Source organism: Bacillus sp. cl96 (assembly GCF_900100505.1).
GTDB classification, from domain to species: Bacteria; Bacillota; Bacilli; order Bacillales; family Bacillaceae_G; genus Bacillus_A; species Bacillus_A cereus.
In genome coordinates this window covers 40223-52112 of the sequence record NZ_FNDM01000016.1, presented here as the reverse complement: position 1 = coordinate 52112, position 11890 = coordinate 40223, and the positions used below count along the sequence as shown (strand labels likewise).

Genomic DNA, 11890 nt, shown 5'->3' with positions numbered 1-11890 from the left:
ATAATGTCCGTGTCTTGAAGTAGCTATAGAAGGAGATAAAACCTATTATAAATATTTGTTTATAGGTAATCAGGTGTTCTATATGTATATACATGTCGAACTATAATCTATCGTTATATGTTTCAACGTAGTAGACATTATATTTTGATGGTGAAATATTTTGTTTCTTTGATTATTTAGAATATTAACACTGAAAAGAACTATATGTCAATAATAAAAATAGATTGTTAATTTCTCAGAATAATATATTAAAAAAGCAGATTCTCATGTGTGAGAGAACCTATTTTTAATATATTTTGCTAAAAAAACAATTGGTGTGGGCTAATAATAAGTGGGGATGAAGAAACCCCCACTTATTAAAGTTTCACTTTATTTTTCAATTTTTGCCCACTTGAAGTTTAATTGACCTGCAAAGTCTACTTGCACAATTCCTTTCACATAAGAACGTTCTAAATAAGATTCGCCTTTTTGGTAAAGAGGAGCGATAACAGAGTCTTTAAATAATATTTTCTCGGATGCTAGTAATGCTTCCCAGCGAGCTTTTTCATCACCAGCTAAAGTTGTTTTCACTTTTGCTATTGTTTCATCGAATTCCTTATTAGAGTAATGATCTAAGTTATAAGGGTTATTCGTTGTAAATAGCTCAAGGAATGTAATTGGATCCGCAAAGTCAGGGCTCCAGCCATCAATTCCGATTTCGTAGTCACCTTTTAATAAAAGCGAAACTTGTTGCTTACGCGGCTGAGGTTTTATATTTACTGTTAATCCATCTAGATTCTTTTCTAGTTGTCCTTTTAAGAATTCACCAGTTTTCTTATCAAGGTCAGCATCACTCGTTAATAATTCTAATGTTATCTTTTCAGAACCAAGCTCTTGTTTAGCTTTTTTCCATAACTCTTGTGCAGATTTTGTATCAACTTTTGTTAAATCGCCGTTTGCAGTACGGAAGTCTTTTCCTTCAGGTCCTTTTGCAAAGTTTTTTGGAACGAGACCAAATGTTGGTGTAGAGCCATCATTTAATAACGTATTTACAAAGGATTTTCTATCAATTGTTTGATCAATTGCTTGGCGTGCAGAAACGTTTTGAAGTACTTTGTTTTGTTGATTCATACGTAAAAATTGTACGCCTACGTTTGGACGTTCTTTAAAGTTAGCATCCTTTTTATATTTATCGACGAAGTCAGATGTTAGTTTTATACGATCTAATTGTTTTGACTCGAATAAATTTACTTCTGTTGATTTTTCTTTTACGACATTAAAATTGATTTCTTCTAGTTTGACAGTATCTTTATCCCAATAGGTAGGGTTCTTCTTAAATTTAAAGCTTTGTTCGTGCTTCCAATCGCTTAGTGTAAAAGCTCCATTGTACAAGATTGTATTATCTTCTAAAGCGTACTTATCACCTTGTACTTTAAAGAATTCCTCATTAATTGGTAGAAATGTTGGGAACGCTGTTAAGCTAATAAAATAAGGAACAGGACGCTCTAATTCTACCTCAAACGTATGGTCATCAACTGCTTTTACACCAAGTTGGTCGGCTGGAAGTTCTTTGTTGTTAATTTTTGTTGCGTTTTTAATATCAAAGAATAAAAATGCATATTCAGAGGCTGTTGCTGGATCTACGGCACGTTGCCAAGCGAACACAAAATCTTTAGCTGTAACAGGAGTGCCATTTGACCATTTTGAATCTCGCAAATGGAATGTGTATTTCGTTTTATCGCCACTTACTTCATGAGATTTTGCAACACCAGGAACAGGTTTGTTACCTTCACCAAGATTATACAAACCTTCAAATACGTTTCTCATTACTTGACCAGAATCAGTATCTGTAGCACGAGCCGTATCCATTGTTCGTATTTCAGTAGGTGAAGATAAGTTTAAAACCTGTTTACTAGGTGCCTCGTCTTTTGCATTTGCTCCGCTTGCTTCGTTTTTATAACTACCGCAACCAGTTAATAAAATACTTACTCCTACAACTGATGCAATACCGGGTACAAACTTCTTTTTCATTTGATTTTCCTCCTAAATAATTAAGTTTGGATGATGATGAGGGAAATGAAAAATAAAAAATCCCTCTTTTCATATTGAGAAAGAGGGATTTTTACGTACAAGTTATGCACCCGTATATAAACGAAGTCCCTCATTCTATCTTTCAAGCATAAAGCTTGCAGGAAGTGGCACAGTATTCAAAATGAACCTGTTGCCGAGGTTTCAAAGGGCCAGTCCCTCCACCTCTCTTGATACAATGAGTAAACGAATAAATTTTATTAATTTTTTTGTTTCTTTGATAATTCAAAATCTTACACCTTGAATAATGAAGTGTCAACTAAATGAAATATAGTTTAAATTTTCAGTTTTCTTAAATGAAAAAACCACTGCATATGGCAGTGGTTTTTCTACTAGAAGTTAAAGTTATCTGGATCTGGACCAACGCGACGATCTTCATTTAAAGCTTGAATTGCTTTCATATCATCAGCACTTAATTCAAAGTCGAAGATGTTTGCATTTTCAATAATGCGATGTTCTTTAATTGATTTGGGAATTGTTACAACTTCGTTTTGTAAATCCCAACGTAAAATAATTTGCGCAGTTGATTTATTATATTTTGTCGCAATTTCTTGTAACGTTGGATTATCTAGTAGTTGTCCTTGCATTAATGGTGACCAAGCTTCAAGCTGGATATTATGTTCTTTACAGAATGCATGTAACTCTTCTTGTGCTAAACGTGGGTGGTATTCCACTTGGTTGACCATTGGCTTAATTTCAGCAATTTCAAATACGTCTTGTAAGTGGTGAATGTGGAAATTACTCACACCGATAGCGCGAACACGGCCATCTTTATAAAGTGTTTCTAATGCTTTCCATGATTCAGTATATTTCCCTTTTACAGGCCAATGTATTAAATATAAATCTAAATATTCTAGACCTAATTTCTCTAATGTAGTTTCAAATGCTTGAAGCGTTGTTTCATATCCTTGATCGCTATTCCATACTTTTGAGGTAATAAATAATTCTTCACGTGAAACACCGGATTCACGAATCGCTTGCCCAACGCCTTCTTCATTTTGATAGATTGCTGCAGTATCGATGCTGCGGTAGCCATTTTTAATTGCTGCTTTTACAGAATCAATTACTTCTGAACCATCTTCTACTTTAAAAACACCTAAACCAAACCAAGGCATTTTTACACCGTTATGTAATGTTGTATAGTCTTTTAAACTTGTTAAAATCATATTATTTCCCCCTAGCTTTTTTGTTTGTTGCTTCTACTGCTTTTTGAATTGCCTCTGAAAAATTATATTCGTATAAAGTTTTGAGACCTTCAGCTGTGGAACCACCTGGCGTTGTTACTTGTTCGCGAAGGTTAGCTGGATTTTGCGTTTGTTCAAGCATAGAAGCAGAGCCAGAAATCATTTGAATGACAAGATGTTTTGCGGTTTCTTCATCAACTCCATAACTTTTTGTTGCTTCAATTAAGCTTTCAGCAAAGTAATAAAGGAAGGCTGGTGCACTTCCAGTAACTGCAGTAAGCTGATGAACTTCTTCCTCAGTACAAAGTTGCGAAGTACCAATACCTTTTAAAAGTAGTTGCAGGGTTTCTTGATGTATCTCGTTTACTGATTGTCCCATTGTATATAAGGAGATAGACTTTCCAATTTCAGCAGCTGTATTAGGCATAATCCAAGCAACAGGCGTGCCTTTTGGGAGTCTAGCTTCTAAATAAGATGGTCCAATGCCAGCTGCTACTGTTACGACTAGTTGATTTGATATTAACGGAGATAGCTCAGCTAATAACTCTTCATGAGCCGAAGGTGGCATTGCTAAAACAACCGTATCAACAGATGTAACATGCTGTTTCCAATCTGTTGTAGTAGACACATTATATCGATGTAGTAACTGTTTTAGCTTTTCTATGTTGCTTCGGTTAGAGACGATAATTTCTTCGATGTACTCTTTGCTTGTTTTAAGTAATCCGGAAAATATAGCTTCTGCCATACGACCGGCACCAATAAATAAAATTCGATGTTTAGTTAGCATATCCTTTATTCCTTTCTAGTAGAGATATGTTATAAAAACGATATCATCTTTAAGAGAATTTTGTAAAAAGAAAAGACTTACCGTAGATGGAATGGATAATGAGAAGGAGGAAATTCATGCTAATATTAGCTATTATTAATCTCTTTATATGTGTAGCTGGTTTGCTAGAGTGGAAGAGCAATTATAAGGGGCAAGAACATACAAATAATTATATCTAGAAAATAATTAGAATTAAAAAACCCCTGAAGTACATATGCTTCAGGGGTTTACTAATAGAATATAAGATTATGCTTTTGTCATACCAAGTAATACAGCGCCGCCGATAATTAAAACACTACCTAGTGCAATAAAGATCAATTGACGTTTTGTTTTCTTTTCACCTAAGAATACAATCGCACCGAATGTTGAGATAACGATTCCAGTTTGAGATAATGGGAAGCTTGTTGCTACTCCAACACGTGGTAATGAAAGAAGTAAGAATAAGTTTCCAGTTCCCCATAGTAAACCAGACAAAGCATTACGGATTGCATATTTGTTAAATGGTTTATGTTTAGACGTCAGTACAACCGCACCAACAAACATACCAACTGCTTGTGGTAAAATAGCAGACCAACCATCGATATTATACCAACGAATAATAATTACATATACAAGATAGCCGAAAGTAGAAACAATTAAAGTAAGAAGTCCTTTTTTCAATTGTCCAGGTGGCTGAGCATTTTCTTTATCATCTAATGATGTGAATACAACACCAACTACGATTAATAGGATTGCAATCGTTCCCAGAATGATCGTTGTAGTAGTAGTCCACTCACGGAAAGCGATAACCCCAAAGATAGAAGTTGCAACAAGTTGCATACCAGTAGAAATCGTTACAGTAGTTGAAACACCTAGTTTTTCAACTGTTTTTAATTGGTTTACTTGTCCTAAAGCCCAGAATAAACCTGAAATAAAACCAACAATTAAGATTGTCATTGTTAAAGCTGGTTGAGTAAATACATACATAATTGTTGCGAAGAATAGAGCACCGATTGTCATACCTACCGTTTGGCTATATGCACCACCGCCCATTTTTACGCTTACTAATAAGATGTTTCCCCATGCAATTGCAGGAAGAAGCGCTAATAAAATGTCCATTACAAGACTCCCTTCGGTTTGCTATACCAATATAGTTACATATCGTTCTAACGATCGGTAATGCCCCACTAATAGAGTAGAAGATTACCGATCGCTAAAACAGGATGAAGAATTCACGATATAAATGCGTTTTCATTTCTTCATTTTTTGAAACACCTCCATATAATAACAGGAAATTGCCTATTTTAGAAAGTGAATTCAAATAAAATGTATATTTTAATAAGAGGTAAAATTCAGTTATTTCCCGGTGGTATATTTTATTTCCTAAGAAATAAAGAAGCAGCTTCGAAAAAAGCTGCTTTAAGAGTTAGTAATTCTTTTATTAATAAGTTGAATACATAGTAGAAATACGAGTGACATACCGATAGTAATAACTACAAGTGTCCATGCGAGTTGCATATTACTTGCATCAATAGCCATGTAAATTGCAGTTGGGATTGTCTGTGTTTTACCAGGAATGTTCCCGGCAAACATAAGTGTAGCACCAAATTCACCGAGCGCGCGGACAAAGCTCAAAATCATCCCGCTTAGTAGGGCAGGAAATGCGAGCGGAAGTGTAACGTGCAGAAAAACTTGATATTCACTTGCGCCAAGGTCACGAGCACTTTCTTCAATTTGTACATTTGCGATAGAAAATCCCGTTTTCGCTGATTGGTACATAAGCGGAAATGCAACAACTGTAGAAGCAATGATCGCAGCAGTAGATGTGAACATAATAGACTGCTGAAATAATGATTCAACCCACTTTCCGATCGGGCTGTTGTTTCCAAAGATGATAATGAGAAAGAAGCCGATAACAGTTGGTGGAAGTACCATTGGTAATAAAAATATGGTTTCTAATAGTACTTTATATCGCCATGAGGAGCGAGCTAGTGCTCGCCCGACAATTGTCCCTAAAATTGTAACGAGAATAGTGGCGCATGCAGCTACTCTTAAAGATAGAAAGACAGGCGATAAAATAGCATCAATGCTCATAGTAATTACGACAGGACTGTAAATCCATATTTTTTAAAAATAGATTGTGCATCTTTTGACTGCAAATACTCATAAAATGAAGTCGCCTCTTTCTTATGTTTAGATTCCTTTATAACACCTAAAGGATAGTGGATTGGCTCATGAGAAGTAGCTGCTGCTGTCTCACCAATCTTTACTTTATCCGAAATGAGAGCATCTGTTTTGTATACGATACCAGCATCGATATTCCCTGTTTCTACATATGTTAACACTTGGCGAACATCTTTTGTAAATATGACTTTATTTTGAACATCATTCCAAAGGTTTTCGTGTGTTAGAGAAGCCTTTGCATATTTGCCAGCAGGTACAGATTCAGGTGTACCAAGTGCAATTTTTTTGATTTTCTCATCTTTTAAATCTTGAAATTTTGTAAGAGAACTATCTTTAGGGATGACTAGAACTAGTTCATTTCCAAGAAGATTTTTCCCTTCTTTTTCATTAATGAATCCTTTTTTTACAAGGGTTTGGAATTTATCTTCTGCTGCTGAGAAGAATAAATCAGCAGGTGCACCTTGTTCAATTTGTTGTTGAAGTGCTCCAGAAGCACCGAAGTTAAAAGAAAGTTTGATATTTGGCTCTTTTTCTTTATATTGTTTTTTGATTTCTTTTAATGCATCTTGTAAGCTTGCAGCAGCTGAGATAGTCAGTTCAACTGTTTTATCCTCTTTAGCAGCTGACTTTGTATGCTTTTCCCCACTTGTACAAGCAGCGCTAAATATAAGAAGGAAAGAAAGTATAAGTGCCCCGATGGAACGTAATATAAATTTATTCATAAAAAAGTCCCCTTTCATTTTGACACATCTAATTATAACTAAATATAACTAAATATAACTAGTTATAATTGAATATAATTTGAACATAAGTCTATTTTTAAAAAATAGGAGAAATATTCTTTTCTTTGTTACAATGAAAGGAGAAAGTGAGGAATCGTCTATGGATCATCATTCCTACACAACGGAAGAAGTAGCAAAGCGATTAAAAGTATCAAAATTAACTGTATACGACTTAATTAAAAAAGGAGAACTTCCTTCTTATAGAGTTGGTAGACAGATGCGCATTGATGCAGCAGATTTAGATCAATATATAAAGCAAATGAAAACAGGGAAAGTACAAGTTAATCCTGTGAAAAACGATGATAGTAGTATCTTGAACACGTGTATTATTAGTGGTCAAGAACTAACGTTAGATATGTTAGCTAAACGTATAGAAAATCGTTTGCCAAGTTCTAATGTTTTAAGAGCGTATCAAGGTAGCTTAACGAGTTTAGTGAAAATGTATCAAGGAGAAGGAAGTATCGTTAGTTTGCATTTGTTTGATGGTGAAACGGGTACATATAATATTCCTTACGTAAAACGTATTTTAGTAGGACAGCCATGTCTTATGATTAATTTATTGTCCAGAAATGTAGGGTTTTATGTTCAAAAAGGAAATCCGAAGAAAATAAAGACATGGGCTGACATATCCGGGTCCACTATAAAGTTTGTGAATCGAGAAAAGGGTTCTGGTATTAGAGTGTTAGTGGATGAACAATTACGAATCCGAAAATTAAATAAAGCTGATATTAGTGGATATGAATGGGAAGAATCGAATCATCTTGGTGTTGCCACGCAAGTTGCAAATGGAAAAGCTGATGTAGGAGTAGGTTCAGAAAAGTTTTCGCAAATTGTAAATGTGGACTTTATTCCAATCATGAAAGAACAGTATGATTTAGTAATTTTGAAGAATAAAGAAAATGAAGAGCTGATTGAAGTTGTGAAAGACATTCTGCAATCGGAAGAATTTCATAATGAATTAAATGCGATTGGCGGATATGATATTACGAAAACAGGTCAAATTGTATATGAAATAAAGTGAAACTTTAATCAGTGTGGGGGTTCTTCATCCCCCACTGATTATTAGCCTTCACCAATCGGACTTTTATGGGCAGCACGACCCCCCACCTAACTTCTTTGCTTTCGCTGAATTTTGAGGAGGGGGTCTTACTGCCCATTAAAGCGGGACAAACTAAAAATCTGCTTGTCTATAAGACGAGCAGCTTTTTCTATATATAAAGGGGTTTGGGGAAACAAAGTGTTAAATAAGACCTTGAGCAAGTGTATAAATGAAAGCCGTAAGAAGAGTAGCTCCACTTGCAAGTCCGATAAAGTCTGATTTGTTGAAAGTAATGTTGTTCATTATAATCTCTCCTTATTTGTTTAATGTAGTTGCAACAGCTTTTGCATCGACAAGTGCGGATAGCACCATGCCCATTGTATTTAAAAATTTATTTGATTTCATATTGTTCATCATGCGTATCCGCTCCTTTTCGAATAGTTGTTGCCCTGCTTATGTCTTAATTATAGGGAATATGGATACTTCCAACTATCGAATTAGCTTACGAAAGACTTACACTTTTGTAAGAAAAAAAGACATTCATGTAAGAATGTCTTTCACAGCATATTGATATGATGATGGTCTTCAATTGTTTTTAAAAAACTACGCATTGAATTCGTCATATAGCTATCTTTACGGCGTATGAAAACCGTTGAAATACTGCCGTATTTTTCAGGGATTGCATGACAATGTACCTTACCTGCTTTAGAAAGATGATGGACAGCAGACTGTGGTACGAGTGTAATTCCGAGACCGAGTGCAACACTGTTTAATATTGTCTCTAATATATTGAATTCCATAATTCTTTTTGGTAGCAAACCTTCGTCTTTAAGCCAACGTTCTAGTTTGGAGCGGTATCCACATCCTTGGTTAAAAACGAGTAGAGGCGTTGTTGTAAATTCTTCTATATGAAAGGCTTTATTTTGTGTTATAAGCATTAATTTCTCTGTACTAACATCGTATTGTTCGATTAGTGGATGTTTAATAGGACCTGATATAAAGGCGCCATCTAATTGATGATCAAGTACTTCTCTAAGTAATTCTTCTGTTAGACCCGCTTGTAATGATAAATCGACATTCGGATAGCTTTTATAGTAAGAAGATAAAATGGTAGGCAGTGTACTTACTGTTTCGACTGTACCGATTTTTAATATACCAGAAGGTGTTTCGCTATCTAAAAATACTTGTTTTAGTTCGTCGACATCTTGCAAAATTTTACTAACATAAACGAGCATTTTTCTTCCTTCAGCTGTTAAAGTCATTCCTCGTTTATGGCGGTAAAAGAGTGGGGTTTTTAATTCGTTTTCTAGTTGTTTAATACGTGCAGTTACATTTGATTGTACATAATTTAATTCCTTTGCTGCGCTACTTACACTACCCTGGTCGGCAACGCTTTTAAAGATTTGTAAGTCTCGTAATTCCATTTTGTAATCCCCCTTGATGTTAACTATCATTATAAATGATAGTTAACATCATTTTGAATCATTTTACGTGATATATTTTTTCTTTTACAATTCTCTTTGTGCAAATAGAAAGAAACGGGGGATTGTGGTGAGAAGAGGTCAAATGATAATAGGGGCTTTAGCGTGTTTAATTGCGAGTATGTCATGGGGAGCGATGTTTCCAGTTGCTGATCATGCGCTAGAATACATAGATCCATTTTATTTTTCTCTTATTCGTTATGGAGCAGTGGCGATAATGCTGATTGTATTGTTGTTAATGAAAGAAGGAAAACAGGCATTTCGTTTAGAGGGAAGAGGAAAGTTACTCGTCTTTTTTGGAACGATGGCATTTACAGTATATAATGTCCTCATATTTTTAGGGCAAATGTTAATGGGTAAGTCGGGTGTAATGGTAGCTTCCATTATGGAATCACTTATGCCGATGATTTCTATTTGTATTTTATGGGGATATAAGCATATAAAACCGAAGAAGTATATGATAACGAGTATGGTTATTGCTTTTGTAGGAGCTGTGTTTGTTATTACAAAAGGTGACATGAGTTTCTTTGTAACATTGAAAGATAATATGTTCTCATTAGCATTTATATTTATTGGTGTTGTAGGCTGGGTTATTTATACGATGGGTGGTCAAACGTGTAGTGATTGGTCAACATTACGTTATTCTACGTTGACGTGTGTATTCGGTACGACTGTTACAGGAATTATAACGGTAATTATTACGTCGCTTGGATATGTTTCAGTTCCTAGTATGGGAACGATTTCTATTGTGAAGTACGATTTGTTATTTATGATGACATTGCCAGGTATTGTAGCGCTACTTGCTTGGAACTATGGTGTGAAAATTTTATCATCCATTAATGGGATTTTATTTATTAATTTTGTACCAATTACGACTTTAGTTATTATGATGATGCAAGGGTATCAGATCACAATGTTTGATATTATAGGGACTGTACTTGTTATTGCAGCGCTTATTCGCAATAACGTTTGTCAGAGAAAAGAAGAAAATATAAATAAGAGAGTTTTACAAGAAGAGCAATTACGTCAAGCTGTTTAATAGGCAAATGGAGGATTTCACATGTTAGAAAGTTTATTGTTTTTCTTCGCCGTCGGAGTTGCCTGTGAGCTTGCAGCAATTAATCGAAATGGTCGTAAAAAGATAAAACAACAAGCTGAGCTGATACAGCTTTTAAAAGAATTGAAAGAAAGAAAAAATTAAAAAGACGACCGGGCATAGACGGTCGTCTTTTTCTATATAAAGGGGAAAGGGGACACAAAGTTATACAAGCGTAGCAGCGTAAATGAAAGCAGTAAGAAGAAGAGAGCCGCTAGCTAATCCTAAAAAATCTAATTTGTTAAAAGCAATGTTATTCATAATACATTCTCCTTACTTGTTTAATGTAGAAGCAACAGCTTTTGCATCGAAAAGAGCCGATAATACCATGCCCATTGTATTTAAGAAATTGTTCGTTTTCATTTTGTTCATCATATTGATCCACTCCTTTTCGAATAATTGTTGCCCTGTTTCTGACTTAATTGTATGAAATATAGTAAGAAGTAACTATCGAATTAGCTTACAAGAAAATTACACTTTTGTAAGAATTGAAATTTAACAATTCATCCTTAATTTTATTACCAACTCCTAAAACTTAGTGTTATAATTATTATAAGAATATGATTATACTTCGGATGTTTAGAAAGGAACGAAATAAATGTATAAACCAATTACATTTTTGTTGAAATATATATTTAAAACAGCTGGGAAAGTAGAAGTACAAGGAAGAGAAAAGCTACCAGAAGGTGGACCGTATGTTGTTGCATGTACACATACAAGTTTTATGGATGTATTAATGTTAGCTACAGGTATGTATCCAACTCAAATTCATTACATGGCCAAAAAAGAATTATTTGAAGGGAAATTCAAAAATTGGTTCTTTAAAAATGTAAATGCATTCCCTGTAGATCGTGCGAATCCAGGACCAAGTACACTTAAAATTCCATCACGTTTATTAAAAGAAGGAAAGGTAGTAGGGATTTTTCCGAGTGGAACAAGATCAGCGGAAGATGTTTCATTAAAAGCGGGTGCTGTGACAATTGCGATGCGTTCTAATGTACCTTTAGTGCCGGCAGCTTATGTTGGTCCATCAAGTGTAAAAGAATTAATAAAGGGGAAAAAGGCACAATTGATTTTTGGAGATCCAATTCAAATTGAGGCTGGAGAACAAATAGATCGAAAAACCGCTATGAAAATGATGACAGATCAATTAAATGAGAAGTTTGAGGAGTTAAAAGAAGCTTTGCAATCAAATCAAAAATAAGAAAAGACGACCGGGCATAGACGGTCGTCTTTTCTATTACTATTTATA

The 11890-nt window shown here is 34.7% G+C and carries 13 protein-coding genes and 1 riboswitch; of the genes, 4 read left to right on the top strand and 9 right to left on the bottom strand.

Annotated elements, in window-relative coordinates; genetic code table 11:
• Positions 1–369: 369 nt before the first annotated feature.
• The 6 genes from BLT20_RS25760 to modA form a co-directional block, all read right to left on the bottom strand.
• Positions 370–2010 carry a peptide ABC transporter substrate-binding protein gene (locus BLT20_RS25760; protein ID WP_000726482.1) on the bottom strand — a complete coding sequence of 547 codons (1641 nt, stop codon included), beginning with the start codon at positions 2008–2010 and terminating at the stop codon, positions 370–372.
• Between the two features lie 132 nt (positions 2011–2142).
• Positions 2143–2247: riboswitch (SAM riboswitch) on the bottom strand.
• 152 nt (positions 2248–2399) lie between these two features.
• A complete protein-coding gene (locus BLT20_RS25755; RefSeq protein ID WP_000604193.1) occupies positions 2400–3233 on the bottom strand; it encodes an aldo/keto reductase in 834 nt (277 codons plus the stop codon).
• A 1-nt stretch (position 3234) separates the two neighbouring features.
• Complete coding sequence (gene proC / locus BLT20_RS25750; protein ID WP_000956248.1) at positions 3235–4038, bottom strand: pyrroline-5-carboxylate reductase; 804 nt, start codon at positions 4036–4038, stop codon at positions 3235–3237.
• A gap of 285 nt (positions 4039–4323) precedes the next feature.
• Positions 4324–5175, bottom strand: coding sequence for a GRP family sugar transporter (locus BLT20_RS25745; RefSeq protein ID WP_000353544.1), 852 nt, complete (start codon positions 5173–5175; stop codon positions 4324–4326).
• Between the two features lie 300 nt (positions 5176–5475).
• Complete coding sequence (modB, locus tag BLT20_RS25740; protein WP_000020526.1) at positions 5476–6150, bottom strand: molybdate ABC transporter permease subunit; 675 nt, start codon at positions 6148–6150, stop codon at positions 5476–5478.
• 5 nt (positions 6151–6155) lie between these two features.
• Positions 6156–6962 (bottom strand): molybdate ABC transporter substrate-binding protein, encoded by an 807-nt coding sequence (gene modA / locus BLT20_RS25735; RefSeq protein ID WP_001031843.1) that lies wholly within the window; start codon positions 6960–6962, stop codon positions 6156–6158.
• A 160-nt stretch (positions 6963–7122) separates the two neighbouring features.
• Here modA and BLT20_RS25730 point away from each other — a divergent pair, with 160 nt between their 5' ends.
• Positions 7123–8043: a substrate-binding domain-containing protein gene (locus BLT20_RS25730; protein ID WP_033684624.1), complete on the top strand. Its 921-nt coding sequence runs from the start codon at positions 7123–7125 to the stop codon at positions 8041–8043.
• Between the two features lie 219 nt (positions 8044–8262).
• On the opposite strand, the gene BLT20_RS25725 is transcribed toward BLT20_RS25730, so the two are convergent.
• Both BLT20_RS25725 and BLT20_RS25715 read right to left on the bottom strand, forming a co-directional pair.
• Complete coding sequence (locus tag BLT20_RS25725; protein ID WP_001060017.1) at positions 8263–8364, bottom strand: DUF3948 family protein; 102 nt, start codon at positions 8362–8364, stop codon at positions 8263–8265.
• A gap of 254 nt (positions 8365–8618) precedes the next feature.
• Positions 8619–9485, bottom strand: coding sequence for a LysR family transcriptional regulator (locus BLT20_RS25715; RefSeq protein ID WP_000423037.1), 867 nt, complete (start codon positions 9483–9485; stop codon positions 8619–8621).
• Between the two features lie 127 nt (positions 9486–9612).
• Here BLT20_RS25715 and BLT20_RS25710 point away from each other — a divergent pair, with 127 nt between their 5' ends.
• On the top strand, positions 9613–10581 hold the full coding sequence (locus BLT20_RS25710; protein WP_002004285.1) for a DMT family transporter: 969 nt from the start codon (positions 9613–9615) through the stop codon (positions 10579–10581).
• Positions 10582–10602: 21 nt separating this feature from the next.
• On the top strand, positions 10603–10743 hold the full coding sequence (locus BLT20_RS25705) for a YrzO family protein (RefSeq protein WP_000894065.1): 141 nt from the start codon (positions 10603–10605) through the stop codon (positions 10741–10743).
• 60 nt (positions 10744–10803) lie between these two features.
• Here the strand turns inward: BLT20_RS25705 and BLT20_RS30320 are convergent, their stop codons facing one another.
• Positions 10804–10899 carry a DUF3948 family protein gene (locus BLT20_RS30320; RefSeq protein WP_001059387.1) on the bottom strand — a complete coding sequence of 32 codons (96 nt, stop codon included), beginning with the start codon at positions 10897–10899 and terminating at the stop codon, positions 10804–10806.
• A gap of 337 nt (positions 10900–11236) precedes the next feature.
• On the opposite strand from BLT20_RS30320, the gene BLT20_RS25695 reads away from it, so the two are divergent.
• Positions 11237–11842, top strand: a complete 606-nt coding sequence (locus tag BLT20_RS25695) for a lysophospholipid acyltransferase family protein (RefSeq protein ID WP_000277778.1) — start codon at positions 11237–11239, stop codon at positions 11840–11842.
• Positions 11843–11890: the final 48 nt, after the last annotated feature.